At 67.6% G+C, this 15,604-nt stretch carries 11 protein-coding genes; 6 read left to right on the top strand and 5 right to left on the bottom strand.

The window, feature by feature from the left end; genetic code table 11:
* Positions 1-73 precede the first annotated feature (73 nt).
* From D9X30_RS07295 to D9X30_RS07275, 5 genes are all read right to left on the bottom strand, one after another.
* Complete coding sequence (locus tag D9X30_RS07295; protein WP_153947065.1) at positions 74-3,196, bottom strand: efflux RND transporter permease subunit; 3,123 nt, start codon at positions 3,194-3,196, stop codon at positions 74-76.
* A gap of 10 nt (positions 3,197-3,206) precedes the next feature.
* Positions 3,207-4,406, bottom strand: coding sequence for an efflux RND transporter periplasmic adaptor subunit (locus D9X30_RS07290; RefSeq protein ID WP_153947064.1), 1,200 nt, complete (start codon positions 4,404-4,406; stop codon positions 3,207-3,209).
* The gene (locus tag D9X30_RS07285) at positions 4,390-5,673 is read right to left on the bottom strand and encodes a TolC family protein (RefSeq protein WP_153947156.1); all 1,284 of its coding nucleotides are present in this window, start codon (positions 5,671-5,673) and stop codon (positions 4,390-4,392) included. The genes D9X30_RS07290 and D9X30_RS07285 overlap by 17 nt, the downstream gene beginning before the upstream one ends.
* A gap of 374 nt (positions 5,674-6,047) precedes the next feature.
* A complete protein-coding gene (locus D9X30_RS07280; RefSeq protein ID WP_502799617.1) occupies positions 6,048-6,869 on the bottom strand; it encodes an HpcH/HpaI aldolase/citrate lyase family protein in 822 nt (273 codons plus the stop codon).
* A 30-nt stretch (positions 6,870-6,899) separates the two neighbouring features.
* Positions 6,900-8,072: a CaiB/BaiF CoA transferase family protein gene (locus tag D9X30_RS07275; protein WP_153947062.1), complete on the bottom strand. Its 1,173-nt coding sequence runs from the start codon at positions 8,070-8,072 to the stop codon at positions 6,900-6,902.
* 156 nt (positions 8,073-8,228) lie between these two features.
* Between D9X30_RS07275 and D9X30_RS07270 the strand changes: the two genes are divergently transcribed.
* The 6 genes from D9X30_RS07270 to D9X30_RS07245 all read left to right on the top strand — a co-directional run bounded on the left by D9X30_RS07270 (position 8,229) and on the right by D9X30_RS07245 (position 15,596).
* On the top strand, positions 8,229-9,164 hold the full coding sequence (locus D9X30_RS07270) for a LysR substrate-binding domain-containing protein (RefSeq protein ID WP_153947061.1): 936 nt from the start codon (positions 8,229-8,231) through the stop codon (positions 9,162-9,164).
* 105 nt (positions 9,165-9,269) lie between these two features.
* Positions 9,270-10,928 carry an MFS transporter gene (locus D9X30_RS07265; protein ID WP_153947060.1) on the top strand — a complete coding sequence of 553 codons (1,659 nt, stop codon included), beginning with the start codon at positions 9,270-9,272 and terminating at the stop codon, positions 10,926-10,928.
* Complete coding sequence (locus D9X30_RS07260; RefSeq protein ID WP_153947059.1) at positions 10,925-12,115, top strand: HlyD family secretion protein; 1,191 nt, start codon at positions 10,925-10,927, stop codon at positions 12,113-12,115. Before D9X30_RS07265 ends, D9X30_RS07260 begins: the two co-directional genes overlap by 4 nt.
* A complete protein-coding gene (locus D9X30_RS07255; protein ID WP_153947058.1) occupies positions 12,112-13,533 on the top strand; it encodes an efflux transporter outer membrane subunit in 1,422 nt (473 codons plus the stop codon). The genes D9X30_RS07260 and D9X30_RS07255 overlap by 4 nt, the downstream gene beginning before the upstream one ends.
* A gap of 124 nt (positions 13,534-13,657) precedes the next feature.
* Positions 13,658-14,626: a tripartite tricarboxylate transporter substrate binding protein gene (locus D9X30_RS07250; RefSeq protein ID WP_153947057.1), complete on the top strand. Its 969-nt coding sequence runs from the start codon at positions 13,658-13,660 to the stop codon at positions 14,624-14,626.
* Between the two features lie 205 nt (positions 14,627-14,831).
* Positions 14,832-15,596, top strand: a complete 765-nt coding sequence (locus D9X30_RS07245; protein WP_153947056.1) for a sulfite exporter TauE/SafE family protein — start codon at positions 14,832-14,834, stop codon at positions 15,594-15,596.
* The last annotated feature ends 8 nt before the right edge of the window (positions 15,597-15,604 follow it).

Raw genomic sequence — 15,604 nt, 5'->3', positions numbered from 1 at the left:
GTCATCTGCGCCGCACAGCGACGAAAAAAAACCGGGGCGCGTTGCCCCGGTCTTCGTTACGGCCCTCCTCGGCTCAATGCGCCATCGAGTCGTTCAGGCGGTTCTCGTTGTTCGACTGGCCTTCCTCGTCCGGCCAGTTGCGGCCCACCATCCACTCGTAGAGCGTCGGCAGCACGATCAGCGTCAGCAGCGTGGCCGTAATCAGGCCGCCGATGATGACGATGGCCAGCGGACGCTGCGTTTCCGAGCCGATGGCGCGCGAGATGGCCATCGGGAACAGACCCAGCATGGCCAGCATGGCTGTCATCAGCACCGTGCGCAGGCGGTCCATCGAACCGGTCAGCACGGCCTGGCGCACCGGCATGCCTTCCTGGCGCAGCTGGTTGAAGTACGTCACCATCACCACCCCGTTCAGCACGGCCTGGCCAAACAGCGCGATAAAGCCGATGGCCGCCGACACCGACAGCGGAATGCCGGTCAGGAACAGCGCGAACACCCCGCCGATCAGCGCGAACGGAATGTTCGAGATGATCAGCGCCGCGCTCTTGAACGACTGGAACGCATTGAACAGCAGCAGGAAGATCAGCAGCACCGACAGCGGCACCACGATCGACAGCCGCGCCATCGCACGTTCCTGGTTCTCGAATTCGCCCGACCAGCTGATCTTGACGTCCTCGGCGTTCACGTTCTTCTTCACCAGTTGCTGCATGTCTTTCACCACGCTGCCCATGTCGCGGTCGTGGATGAAGATGCCGATCGACGTGGTGCGCTGGCCGTTCTCGCGGCTGATGTTCATCGCGCCGGACGCCGCCCGGAACGTCACCAGCTGCGACAGCGGCACCTGCGCGCCGTCGGCGGTCTGCATGAAGATGTTCGGCAGGTTCGGCAGTTCGCGCTCGCCCGGCTTCAGGCGCACCACCACGCTGAAGTGCTTTTCGCCCTCCCACAGTTCCGTGGCGGCCTTGCCGGCCAGCGCGCTTTCCATCAGGTCCTGCACATCGGCCACGTTGATGCCGTAGCGGGCCGCCTGGGCGCGATCGAATTCCAGCACGTACTGCGGCAGCTCACCGTCGCGGTCGATGAACGCGCGCATCACGCCCTTGACCGACTGCACGTTCGCCAGGATCTGGTCGGCCACCTTCTTGTTGTGCTCGAGGCTGTCGCTCTGCACCTTGATCACGATCTGGCCCTTGATCTGCGAGATGCTTTCCAGGATGTTGTCGCGCACCGGCTGCGAGAAATTCGGCTCGATGCCCGGCAGCTGACGCAGGTTGTGGTTGATCTCGTTGATGATCTTGCGCTTGTCGAAGCCCGCGCGCCACTGCTTGTCGGCCTTCAGGTCGACCAGGATCTCCACCGTGTTGATCAGCTTGGGATCGGTACCGTCGTCGGGTCGGCCCACCTTGGAAATCGTGGTGTTTACCTCGGGCGTCTTGCGGATCACGTTGCGCAGGATGCGGGCCTGGTCGCGCGCCTCGACCAGCGACACCGACGCCGGCAGGTCGAAGCTGACCCACATCGAGCCTTCGTCCAGCTCGGGCAGGAATTCGCTGCCCAGGAACTTGCCCACGCCCACGGTCGCCACCAGCAGGCCCAGTGCAATGCCCACCACCTTCTTCTTGTTGTCCAGCGCCCAGGCCAGCATCGGCTCGTAGAGGCGCTTGCAGTAGCGCACCACGAAGTTGTCGTCGTGGGCGATGTTCTTGGTCAGCAGCAGGTGGCACAGCAGCGGCACCACGGTCAGCGACAGGATCAGCGAGCCGATCAGCGCGCCGGTCACCGTGTACGCCATCGGCGCGAAGATCTTGCCCTCGTGGCGCTGCAGCGTGAAGATCGGGATGTGCGCCGCGATGATGATGATCATCGAGAAAACGGTGGGCCGGCCCACCTCGGTGGTGGCCTGCAGGATCGCGTAAAGCCGCGCGCGGCTGTCCTTGATCTGCTGCTCCTTGAGCTCGCCCAGCCGCTTGAAGATGTTCTCGACGACGATCACCGCGCCGTCGACGATGATGCCGAAGTCCATCGCGCCCAGCGACAGCAGGTTGGCCGGAATGCCGACCCACGTCAGGCCGATGAACGTCGACAGCAGCGACAGCGGAATCACCAGCGCCACGATCGCCGCCGCGCGCACATTGGCCAGGAACAGGTAGAGCACGGCCAGCACCAGCAGCGCGCCTTCCACCAGGTTGCCGAATACCGTGTGCAGCGTCTTGTCGATCAGCGTGGAGCGATCGTAGTACGGCACGATCTTCACGCCCTTGGGCAGGATCTGCGAGTCCAGCAGTTCGATCTTCTGCTTCAGTGCCTCAAGCACCACCGACGGGTTCTCGCCCTTGCGCATCACCACGATGCCCGACACGATGTCGTCCTCGTTGTCCTGGCCCATCAGGCCCTGCGGCGGCGCCGAGCCGACCTTCACCTCGGCAATGTCCTTGACCAGGATCGGCGTGCCGTTGTTCTCGGCCACCACCACGTTGGCGATGTCCGCCGACGAGCGGAAGCTGCCCAGCGAACGCAGCAGGTACTGCTGGCGGCCATGGGCCACCGCGCCGCCACCGGCGTTCGAGTTGCCGCGCTGCAGCGCCGTGAACAGCTGCGACAGCGAGATCTTGGCGTCGCGCATGCGGCCCAGGTTGGGGTTCACCTCGTACTGCTTGATCGACCCGCCAATGGTCACCACGTCGGCCACGCCCGGCACCTGGCGCATGTTCTTTTCGACCACCCAGTCCTGCAGCGTGCGCAGTTCCTGCGCCGTATAGCCCTTGCCGGTCAGGCGGAAACGGAAGATTTCGCCGATGGCGGTGGACAGCGGCGCCAGCTCCGGCTGCACGCCGTCGGGCAGGTCCACGCTACGCAGCCGCTCGATGATCTGCTGGCGCGCGGTGACGTCGGTGGCCTTGTCGTTGAAGGTCACCATCATGAACGACAGGCCGAACTGGGTGTGCGAGAACACCCGCACCGAATTCGGCGTGCCGGCCAGTGCCGTTTCGATCGGAATCGTGACCTGGCGCTCCACCTCCTCGGCGGCACGGCCCGGGTACAGCGTGATGATGTTGACCTGGATGTCCGAGACGTCCGGGAAGGCCTCGATCGGCAGGTTCTTGAAGGCGGCCAGGCCGCCCGCGACAAAGATGATCAGGCCGAGCCAGACGAACAGCTTCTGGTGCAGCGCAAAGCTAACGATACGTTGGATCATCGGGCCGCCTTTATTGCTTGGCGGCCGCACGCGCGGCATTCACCGCGGTGGCATCGCGCAGGATGTCCTGCAGGTAGAGGTTGCCATCCGTGATGACAACGTCACCGTCCTTCAGGCCCGCCACCACTTCGGTCGTGCCCGGCAGCGACACGCCCAGCTTGACCTCGCGGCGCTCGAACACGAACGGCGTGGCCGACGTGCGCACGAACACGTAGTTCTTGTTGTCGGCCAGGAACACGGCCTTGGACGGCACCGCAATCCCCTGGAAAGACGCGGCCTGGAGCTTGGCCGTCACGAACATCTCGGCCTTCAGGCGCCGGTCGGCGTTGGGCACCACCAGGCGCACCTTCACGCTGCGCGAGGCGGGATCGACATAGTCGGCGATCTTGACCACGGTGCCCGTGAAGGTCTCGCCGGGATAGGCGGCGCTGACCAGCTGGACGTTGATGCCCGGCTTGAACAGGCCAAGGTCGGCCTCGGCGGCGTCGAGCTGGGCCCACAGCGTGCTGGGATCGGTGATCAGGAACAGCGGCGCATTGGGCTGCTGGTCCGGGCGCACTTCCATGCCGGGATTGATATTGCGTTCCACCACCAGACCGTCGATCGGGCTGCGCAGCGCGAAACGCTGATTCACGGCGTCGCCGCTGCCCGCGCCATACATGCGCAGCGCGGCCTGCGTGCGGGCCAGGTCGGCGGCGGCACGGGCGTTGTCGGCCTGCGACTGCTCCAGGTCCTTCTGGGCGATCACGCCGGCCTGGTACAGCTCGCGCTGGCGGGCCAGTGCCTTGGCGGCCACGGCGCTGTCGGCCGCAGCCTTGCGGGCGTCGGCCTGCGCCACGCCAAAGTCGGGCGATGTCAGCATGGCCAACGCCTGGCCGGCCTTCACCGTGGCACCAGGCTGCACCATGATCTCCATCACGCGGCCCACGAACGGCGTGGCCACGCGCACGGTCTTGTCCTCGTTCCAGACCAGGCGGCCGGGCATGCTCAGCATGCGGTCGCCGCCGCTTTGCACGGGCTGGCCAACCACCCCGGAAAGCGCCTTCACGCTGGCCGGATACGTGATGGTCTGGCCGGTGATCTTCGGCTCGTCATCGTTTTCCGGGACTTCCTTCTTGCCACAGCCGGCCAACGCCAGCGCGCACAGAGACACCACGGCGGCCATGCGGAAACGGCCGGAGAAAGACGGGAAATTATGGGCGCGACGCATCGGTACGAACCTGGGGAAGCTTGTTGATATCGGATTGGGTGGATTGCAGCGCGGTCAGGTAGGCCGACAGGGCCTTGGCATAGTTGCCCTGCGCTTCCACGGCATCCACACGGGTCTGGCGCAGCGCGCGGCGTGCGTCCAGCAGGTCCAGCACGCCGCTGGCCCCCTTGGAATAGGCGAATTCCGCACTGTTGGCCACGCTTTCGGCCGCCGGCAGCACCGACTCACGCATCTGCTGGAGCGACGCCCGGGCGGCGTCCAGTTGCGCACGCAGCCGGCCGATCTCGTTCTGGGCCTCGAGCAGGATGCGATTGCGGTCGTCCAGCGCCGCGTAGTAATCGACCTCGGCCCGGCGCGCCTCGCCGCCGAAGCTGTGGCGCACGAACAGCGGGATCGACACGAACGCGCCGTAGCTGTTGCCGCTGCCGGTGGTGTTGGTTTCGGAAACGGGATAGTGCTCGTACTGCACACCCACGGTCACGTCGGGCACGCGGCCGGCACGGGCCAGGTCGCGCTGCGACGACGCGGCGGCCAGCCGCGCTTCGGCGGCGGTCACGTCCGGGCGGCGCTGCAGCACTTCGGGATCGAACGGCGGCACCGGCGCATCGGGGGCCGGCCAGTCCGCCACCAGGCGGTTGTCCATCAGCGTGCCGGGCACGCCCATGGCGGCGGCCAGCGCGGCCTTGTCGCTGCTGTGGTCGGCCATGGCCGCGCGCAGGTCGTTCTGGGCGCGCAACGTTTCGAGCTGGAGCTTGGTCACGTCCGCGCGCGACACATCGCCCGCCTTGAGCCGCGCCTCGTTGGCCTGCTGGGTCCGGCCGTAGAGTCCCACGGTCTCGGTCAGCACCTCCACGCGGGTCTGGCTGACCACGGCTTCGTACCAGGCCTGGTCCACGGCGCCCAGCTGCTGGGCCACCACCGCCTGGGTCTGCTCGCCGGCGGCGGCACTGGCCTTGCGGGCGACCTCGGTACGCAGGTTGCCCTTGTTGGCCGTCTCGATGACCTGGTCCACGCGAACGGTCGAATCCACCGTCTTGCTGCGCAGGTTGCCTGCGCCCACGCCAAGGTGCGGGTTGATATTGGCCACGCCCAGGCTCAGCACCGGGTTGGGCCGCTGGGAAGCAATCTGGATGTCGGCCTGGCTGGCCTCTTCGTTACGGCGGGCGGCGATGATGTCGCGGTTGCAGCGCAACGCGTCAAGCCGGGCTTGCGCCAGCGTCAGGGCAGCCTTGGGCGGGGGTGGCACACAGGGGCCGTCGGGCGGCATTGGCGTGCTGGCGGCGTGACCAGCACTGGCCACCAGGGCAAGCAGCGTTGCCGCGGCGGCACGGTAAACAGCAGGAAAATGCACGATCGGTCTGGCTCAATTCGACTTGCGGTCTGGAGTAAACGACCGTGCCAGCCGAATGGTGGACCGGGTAAGTGACTTTTATCGTTCTGTTTTACCCGGCGTCCAGTCCATTAATACCGCATGCATGGCAGCGCACGATCTCCCATGCGCATTTGACAGCAACCCCATTACAAATTGCTTTCATCCTGTCGATAAATTTCGACATTTGCATCGAACCCACCGGTCAGGGAAAACACCGATTGGCGCCGTACGGACGCAAATGGCTGCGTCAGGGCTTTATTAGCGAAACATTAACGGCCTGCCGCCGCGACAATACGTTGCGCGCGATCAAGAACGGGTCGGTCGACCATTTTCCCGTCCACCGCAATGGCGGCGCCCTGCGCTGCCGCAGCCTGCTCCACCACGCGGCGCGCCCATGCCACTTCCGCATCGGCGGGCGCCAGCGCCGCGTGCACGCCGGCTACCTGGCTCGGATGAATCAGCAGCTTCGCGCCGAACCCAAAGCGACGCCCACGTAACGTATCGGCCGCCAGCGCCTGGGCGTCGCCGATGGCGGTGCAGACGCCGTCCACCGGAGCCGGCAGGCCGGCCGCCCGGGAATGAAGCACCAGGGCACTGCGGCAGGAGTGCAGCGGAAGGTCGTCGTCGCCCACGTCGAGGTCGAACATCAGGTCGATGCTGCCGAACAGCAGACGTGTGACACCTGGCGCCCGCGCCACGTCCGGCAAATCGGCAAACCCGGCGGCGGTTTCCAGCAAGGCATGGCAAGGGGTATCCGGCAACCGAGCGCGAAGTGCCTCAAGCGACGCATTGTCTGCCTTGGGCAACACGATGGTTTGGACCGCCTGCGTGCGGCAGAAAGCCAGATCGTCGCCAAAATACGGCGTATCCGCGCCGTTCGTGCGCAGCAGCAGCGCCACGCCCGCCGCGTCGGCCTGCTGTTGAAGTGTGCGCCATACTGCATGCAAGCCGTCGCGCGCCTGGGCCTTGGCGTCGGGTGCGACGGCATCTTCCAGATCGACAATGACCGCATCGGCACCGGCCGCGATGGCTTTCCCGATGCGATCCGGCCGCGACGCCGGCACAAACAGATAGCTGCGCGGGACGCGCACCTGGGCAGGAGTTGCGCTCATGCCGCCTCCTCAGACCACGCCGTCGGCGTGCAGGCTGGCGATCTGCGCCGCGCTGCAGCCCACTTCGGCCAGGATGGCATCGGTGTGCTGGCCGACGCCCGGCACGGCATCCATCCGCGCATCCGTCATGCCTGGCGGCAGCAGCGCCGGAATCGGTCCGGCCGGCGTGTCCACCTGGCGCCACCGCGCGCGGGCGGCCAGTTGCGGGTGATGCCACACATCGGCCATGGTATTGACGCTGGCATTGGCAATCCTGGCCTCTTCCAGCCGGTGCACCACCTCGGCGGCGCTAAGCCGGCTGAAGGCCTCGACGATGCGGGCGCGCAGCTGCGCGCGGTTTGCGCTGCGCAGGCTGTTCGTGGCGAAGTCAGCCTGCGTGGCCAGATCGGGCTCCTGCAGCACCACCTTGCAGAACACCGCCCATTCGCGCTCGTTCTGCAGGCCCAGCATGACGGTCTTGCCGTCGCCGGTCGGGAACGGCCCGTACGGATAGATCGTGGCGTGCGCGGCGCCCGCGCGGGGCGGCGGCTCGGCGCCTTCGAACGCGTAATACATCGGAAAGCTCATCCACTCGACCATCGATTCGAGCATCGACACGTCGATGCGCTTGCCGCGCCCGGTCTGGCCCCGCTCGATCAGCGCCGCCAGCACGTTGCTGTAGGCGTACATGCCAGCCGCGATGTCGGCCACCGATGCGCCCGCCTTGACGCCCTCTTCCGGCGTGCCGGTGACGGACACGAAGCCCGACTCGCTTTGCACCAGCAGGTCGTACGCCTTCTTGTCCCGATAGGGGCCATCGCCGCCGTAGCCCGAAATATCGCAGACGATCAGGCGCGGATAGCGTTTCGACAGCGTTTCATAGTCGAGCCCCAGCCGCGCGGAAGCGCCGGGCGCCAGGTTCTGCACCAGCACGTCGGTCTTTTCCAGCAACGCCTCCAGCACCGGCCCCGCGCCGGGCGCCTTGACGTCCAGCGTCAGGCTTTCCTTCGAACGGTTGGTCCAGACGAAGTGCGACGACAGCCCCCGCACCCGGCCGTCATAGGCACGCGCGAAATCCCCGGGGCCGGGACGTTCGATCTTGATGACGCGCGCCCCAAGGTCAGCCAGCTGGCGGGTGCAGAACGGCGCGGCAATGGCCTGTTCGAGCGAGACTACGGTGATGCCTTCAAGCGGTCTGGACATGGCAGTGTCGGGGGCGAAAGATGCGCATGGCGCGATGCCGACAATCTACCTGCCGCCGCCGGCCGTGTGAAATAGGGAATGCGGAAGGCACCATAAGTAGAATCAATACCCTGGCGTTTTCATATCTGATAAGTCGAAGGGGAGAGACCCACCATCATGGACATCCGCGCCATGCGCTATTTCGTGGCCATCGTCGACCACGGCAGCCTCACGCGGGCCGCCGAGGTGGTGTGCGTGGCACAGCCCGCGCTGTCGCAGCAGCTGGCCGCGCTGGAGGACGAGTTCGGCGTGCCGCTGGTGCATCGCGGCGCCAAGGGCGTGCGACCCACCGAGGCCGGCAAGACGCTGTACCGGCATGTGCGTAATATCCTGCGCCAGATCGAGATTGCCGGGGCCGACGTACGCGTGGCCGGCACCGAGGTCTCGGGCACCGTGGCCATCGGGCTGCCCACCACCGCTGCCGCCGCCTTCGGCATGGCCCTGGTGCGGGCCGTACGCCAACGCTATCCGCAGGTGCGGCTGCAGCTCTTCGAAAGCATGAGCGGCTATATCTCCGAACTGCTGAACCAGAACCGGCTCGACTTTGCCATCCTGTTCCGCGACACACCGTCGCGCGCGGTGGAGCCCGAGCCGCTGGCCAGCGAACCGCTCTACCTGATTGGCGCCCCACCCGGCCCAGCGCCGCGCGGCAAGGCCACCGAGACGGTGGCGCTCAAGGCGCTCGACGCGCTGCCACTGGTATTGCCCAGCGGATCGCAGGGCCTGCGCGAGGTGGTGGAGCGGCGCTTCGCCCAGGCCGGCATCGCCCTGAACGTGGTGGCCGACCTCGATTCGCTGCCGTTCCTGCTGGCCGCCGCCCGCGAAGGGCTGGCCTGCACGATCCTGCCGGCCTCGTCGCTGGACGAAAGCGATGCCGCCGTGCCGCGCCGGCGGATCGTGCCCGAACTGCGCCGCACGCTGTCGCTGTGCTGGCCGCGTGCGCTGCCACGTTCGAACGCGGCGGAAGCCGTTGCCGACGTCCTGCGCGACATCGTCAAGGAGAGAATTGCAGAAGGCGGTTCGTTGGCGCCGCCCGCATTGCAAAAGCGCTGACCCTGGGCAACCGCCCGGCAGGGCGCCCCGGGCCGCGCTTGCCACGCGCCGGTTCCTCCCGCATCATCGCCACATCCCACGTCGTTCGTCGCCTACCAGTCAGCCATGGCAACTGCCAGCTACGCGTTCAAGCCGCATGAACGGCCGTCGATGCCGGGGTCACCCGCCACGCCGGACCACCCCACGCCACGGCGCGTCGCCTACTTCTGCGTGGGCGTGCTGATCGGGCTGACCGGCGCCTTCGGCAACGCGCTGGTGGTGGCCAACCTCAACAACATCCAGGGCGTGTTCGGCCTGTACAGCGACGAAGCCGCGTGGTTGTCCACGGTCTATGTCATGACCAATGTCTGCATGTCGATGCTGGTGATCAAGTTCCGCCAGCAGTACGGCCTGCAGCGGTTCACCAAGGTCTTCCTGCTTTCCTACGCGCTGATCACGGGCGCCCACCTGCTGACCCACACCTTCGGCACCGCCCTGCTGGCGCGCGCCGCCAACGGCATCGCCGCCAGTGGCATGTCCACGCTGGCGCTCTACTACATCATCCAGTCGCTGCCGGCGCGGCATCGCATGCGTGCAGTGGTGATCGGCTTCGGCGTGCCGCAACTGGCCACGCCGCTGGCGCGGACGTTTTCCACGGGCATGCTCGAAGCCGGCAACTGGCAGACGCTGTACCAGTTCGAATTCGGCCTGTCGCTGCTGTCGCTGGTAACGGTGGCCCTGCTGCCGCTGCCGCCCAGCGAGCGGATCAAGGCCTTCGAGCCGCTCGACTTCGTCACCTTCGCGCTGTTCGCGCCGGGCATGGCGCTGCTGTGCGCGGTGCTGGGCCAGGGCCGCATCCTGTGGTGGACCGAGGCGCCGTGGCTGGGCTACGCGCTATGCGGCGCGGTGATCCTGATCGCGGCGGCGCTGTGGATCGAGCACAACCGCGTGAATCCGCTGCTCAATACGCGCTGGCTGGGCAGCATGGCGATCATCCGCTTTGCCGTGGTGGCCACGTCGGTGCGCATCCTGCTGTCCGAACAGCCGTATGGCGCGGTGGGCCTTCTGACGGCGCTGGGCATGGGCAACGACCAGCTGATCTCGCTGTATATCGTCGTGTCGATGGCCACGGTGGCCGGCATCGCGGCCAGCGCCCTGACCCTGAATCCGCAGAACCTCGGGCGGCCAATCCGCATTTCGCTGATCCTGATCGCGATCGGCGCGTTTGTCGATGCCGGCTCGACGAACCTGACGCGGCCGCAGAACATGTACTTCACGCAGTCGCTGATCGCCTTTGCGGCAGTCTATTTCCTGGGGCCGACGCTGCTGATCGGCATGGGCAGCGCGCTGCAGCGCGGCATGAGCCATTTCGTCAGTTTTTCGGCGCTGTTCAGCATCACGCAGTCGCTGGGCGGGCTGGCGGGGTCGGCGCTGCTGGGGACGTTCCAGACCTGGCGCGAGAAGTTCCATTCGCATGCGCTGGTGCAAGGCATCAGCCTGTCCGACCCGCTCGACGCCGCGCGCCTGCAACTGCTAGCCAACGTCTACAGCCGCGTGCTGGCCGACCCGGTGCTGCGCCAGACGGAGGGCGCCATGGCGCTGGCGCAGCAGGTCACGCGCGAAGCCAACGTGCTGGCGTTCAATGACGTCTTCCTGGTGATCGGCATCCTGTCCACCGTCACCTTTGTCTGGCTGCTGGCGCTGTACCTGAACCGGGTGGTGCCGGGACATATTCCAGAGAAGACGCCATCGCCAACCCCGCCCCCCACGGAGAAAGGCACTTGACCCCGCCGCCCGACCCGCCAGAACCGCCCGAATCGCCAGCGCAGCCTGATCGCACCCCGGCCCAGCCCCCGGCCGGCAAACCCGAACGGCTTGAAGACCCGGTGGAGGTCGATGCTTCGCCCAAGGGCTGGGCGCCGCCGCGCGGATCGCGCCGGCTGACCGCACTGATCGTCGTCGTGGCGCTGGCCAGCGTGCTGATCATCCTGTACGCCTGGGGCCTGCCGCCGTTCTCGCCGTCGATCCAGAGCACCGACAACGCCTATGTGCGCGGCCAGACCACCATCATCAGCCCGCAGGTAAGCGGCTATGTGACCGAGGTGCCGGTGCATGACTTCGACCTGGTCAAGACGGGTCAGGTGCTGCTGCGGATCGACGACCGTATCTATAGCCAACGCGTGGCACAGGCGCGCGCATCGCTGAACACGCAGATTGCCAATCTGGCGAACGCCGACCAGACCCAGCGCGCCCGCGAGGCCACCGTGAAGTCACAGCTGGCCAATGCCGACAACGCCCGCGCCCAGCTGCTGCGCGCCCAGGCCGACATGAAGCGTGTGGACGAACTGGTGGCCGACGGTTCGGTGTCGCTGCGCGAACGCGACCAGACCCGGGCGGCGCTGCGCCAGGCGGAGGCTGCCGTCGAGCAGTCGCGCGCCGCGGTGGAGATCGCCCGGCAGGACGTGGAAGCCATCATCGTGGGCCGCGAGGGCCTCAAGGCTGCCGTCGAACAGGCGCGTGCCGCCCTGCAACTGGCCGACATCGACCTGTCGAACACGGTCGTGATCGCGCCACAGGACGGCCGGCTCAGCCAGATCGGCGCGCGGCTGGGGCAGTACGTGACGTCGGGCTCGCAGCTGATGTTTCTGGTGCCGCCGCAACGCTGGGTCATCGCCAACTACAAGGAAGCCCAGACCGCCCGCATGGCGCCGGGCCAGCGGGCCACGTTCCGCGTCGATGCGCTGGACAACGCGCGCCTGACCGGCCGCGTGGAGCGCCTGTCGCCGGCGGCCGGTTCCGAATTCGCGGTGATCGTCGCCGATAACGCCACCGGCAATTTCGTCAAGGTGGCGCAGCGCATCTCGGTGCGCATTGCCATCGACCCCGATCAGCCGATGGCCGATCGCCTGCGTCCGGGCATGTCGGTGCAGGCCGAAGTCGACACCCGCACCAATCCGCCACCCACGCGATGACGCACACGCCTGGTCCTTCCGCCTGCATCGCGCTGCGCCTGACGCGCCGCGCCGTGCTGCCCGCCATCGGCCTGCTGCTGGCCGGCTGCATGGGACCGCGCCCGCCCGTGCCGGAGCCCGTCGCGCCGCCGGTAGCCTGGCGTGTGGAGCCCGGCCCCACCGTCGCCATCGAGCGCGAATGGTGGCAGACCTACGGCGACCCTGCGCTGACCGCGCTGGTGGCGCAGGCGCTGGGTCAGAACGACGACATCGCCATCGCCGTGACGCGCGTGCGCCAGGCCGATGCCCAGGCACGCATCGCCCGCGCCGCGCTGTTCCCGACGCTGGACTTCACGGCCGGTGGCACACGCGCCCGCGCCATCAACGCATTCGGCAAGGCCGGCACCGCCAACACCGGCCAGTTGGCGCTGGATGCTTCCTACGAGGTCGATCTGTTCGGCCGTATCGGCGATTCGGTGGGGGCCGCGCGCAACAGCCTGCTGGCCAGCGAGGCGGCGCGCGACACCACCATCCTGTCCGTATCGGCGGCCGCCGCGCGCGGGTATATCACGCTGCGGGCGCTCGATGCCCAGCTCGATGTGGTGCGCCAGACGCTGACGTCGCGCGCCGAAGCGCTGCGGCTGGCGCGCGACCGTGCGCGGGCCGGGTACACGTCCCAGCTCGAATACGAACAGGCGCGGGCGGAATATGAATCGACCGCCCAGGCCGTACCCCAGGCCGAACTGGCCGTGGCACGGCAGGAAAACGCGCTCGGTGTACTGGTGGGCAATCCCGATGCGGGTGCCATCGCGCGTGGCCTGCCGCTGCAGGCGCTGCAGCAGCCGCCCGTGCCGGCGGGCCTGCCGTCCGAACTGCTGCGGCGGCGGCCGGACATCGCCCAGGCCGAATACACGCTGGCCGCCACCGATGCCGGTCTGTCCGCCGCCCGCAAGGCCTACCTGCCCCGCATTCCGCTGACCGCCTCGGCCGGACTGGTCTACGCAACGGGGCTGGCCAATCCGGTCCGAATCTGGACCCTCGGCGGCAGCGTGCTGGCACCGCTGTTCGAGGGCGGCCGCATCGTGGCCGGCGCCGATGCCGCCGCCGCACAGCGCGACGAGGCCGCCTATGCCTACCGCCGCGTGGCGCTGACCGCCTTCCGCGAAGTCAACGACAACCTGGCCGCGGTGCAGAAGCTGGGCGAACAGGAAGCGCGGCTGCGCGAGCAGCGCGACGCGCTGGCGGCGGCCCTGCGCCATGCCACCAACCGCTATCGCGCCGGGTACTCGCCCTATCTGGAACAGCTGGACGCCCAGCGCCAGCTGTTCAGTGCCGAACTGAACCTGATCCAGACTCACGCCGACCGCCTCAATGCCAGCGTGGCCCTGTACCAGGCGATGGGCGGCGGCTGGCAGCCGGCTGGCGGGAGCGGCCAATAAGAAAAGCTTATGGCGCCAGTCGCCGATTGAATTTCTCCTGCGTGCGGGGCTGGGCTAGAGTGGGCCCCACAACACCCGGCAAGACCCCAGAACACGGGCCGGGCCGCTTTCATCAGGAGACAGCATGACCCGTACCCTTCGCGCCCTGGCCGGCGTGGCAATGGCGGCAGCCGCCATCGGCCACGCCCAGGCAGACACCTACCCCTCGAAGCCGATCCAGATGATCGTGCCGCAGGCGCCGGGTGGATCCAACGACATCGTCGCGCGGCTGGTCGCGGCCGACCTGTCGCAGCGGATCGGCCAGCAGGTGGTGGTGGAAAACCGCCCCGGTGCCGGCGGCAACATCGGCACGCAGACCGCCGCGCGCGCCACGCCCGACGGCTATACGCTGCTGATGACCATCAGCAGTACGCAGGCCATCAATCCGTCGCTGTACCGCAGCGTGCCGTTCGACCCGGTCAAGGATTTCGAGCCGATTTCGCTGGTGGCCACGGTGCCCAATGTGCTGGTGGTGAATCCGGCCTTCCCGGCCAAATCGATGTCGGAACTGATCGCGATGGCCAAGGCCAAGCCCGACTTCTATCGCTATGGATCGGCGGGCAATGGCACGCTGAACCACCTGCTGGGCGAGATGCTGAACACGATGGCCGGCATCAAGCTGGAGCATGTGCCCTACAAGGGCGTGGCGCCGGCGCTGAACGACGTGCTGGGCAACCAGGTGCCGATGGCGTTTGCGAGCCTGCCGTCGGTGCTTTCGCACATCAAGGCCGGCAAGGTGCGCGCACTGGGCGTCAGCTCGGCCAAACGGTCGCCGTTCGCGCCCGACATCCCCGCCATCGGCGAGACCGTGCCCGGCTATAGCGGCGATCTGTGGGTCGGCCTGTTCGCGGTGCGCGGCACGCCGAAGGAGGTCGTCCAGAAGCTGTCCACGGCCATGCAGGCCGCACTGGCCGACAAATCGCTGCGCGACAAGCTGGCCGCGCAGGGCGCCGAAACGCTCGGCGGCACGCCGCAGCAGCTGGCCACCACGCTGCGCGCCGATATCGACAAGTGGGCGAAGATCGTCAAGCAGTCGGGGGCCCAGGTGGACTGAGCCGCGCCCGGCACGGCTCGCCCGGACCGCTTCCATCGGCTTCAGCCGTAGTACGGCGCTCTGCTCTCCTGCCGCGGGAATGGAGCGTCGGCCGCCGATCCGGGCCCTGCGCGACCGGCATCGTGTCGATGATTTCCCGAATGTCTGCGCCATGTCCGCGTATCATCGTGCGCTTGCCTGATCCGTACCCCGCCCCTGATTCGCCATGCCTGACCATTCTTTGTTGTCCGCCCTGCTTATCTTCGGACTTGGAGGGCTGCTCGGTGGGGTGGGCGGCCTGTTCGGCATCGGCGGCGGCCTGATCGCCATTCCGGCGCTGGGCCTCCTCTACGGCATGGACCAGCAACTGGCGCAGGGCACCTCGCTGGTCATGATCGCGCCCAACGTGGTGATCGGCTTCTGGCAATACCGCAAGCGCGCCGACATCGACCTCAAGACGGCAATCGTCCTGGGGCTGTCCGCCATGCTGTCCACCTATCTGTCCGCAAGGCTCGCCACGTCGATCGACGCTGCACTGCTGCGCCGCATCTTCGCCGTGTTCATGATCGGCCTGGCCCTCTACTTTCTCTGGCGGCTATTGCCCGGCCGCGCCGCGACACACCAGCAGGCACGGGTATCGGCATCCTGGATTCCGGCCGTCGGCGTGGTCGGCGGCGCGTTCTCCGGATTCTTCAGCGTAGGCGGCGGCGTGGTCGCCGCCCCTGCCCTGGTCGGCCTGTTCGGCATGCGCCAGGCCGCCGCCCAGGGACTGGCCCTGGCCCTTGTCACACCGGGCGCGGTGGTAGCGCTGCTCACCTATGCACACGCCGGCCATGTGGATTGGACCAGCGGCATCCCGCTGTCGCTGGGCGGCATGCTGACGATCTCCTGGGGGGTGGCACTGGCCCACCGCATGCCGGAACGGCGCCTTCGCGCAGCGTTCGCGATATGCCTGATTGCAACGGCGGTGGTGATGCTGGTGCGGGGGTAGGCGGCCTG

This window comes from Cupriavidus sp. U2 (assembly GCF_009663685.2).
GTDB classification, from domain to species: domain Bacteria; phylum Pseudomonadota; class Gammaproteobacteria; order Burkholderiales; family Burkholderiaceae; genus Cupriavidus; species Cupriavidus necator_C.
The sequence above is the reverse complement of the archived record's forward strand: the minus strand, read 5'-3'. Positions and strand labels throughout refer to the sequence as shown.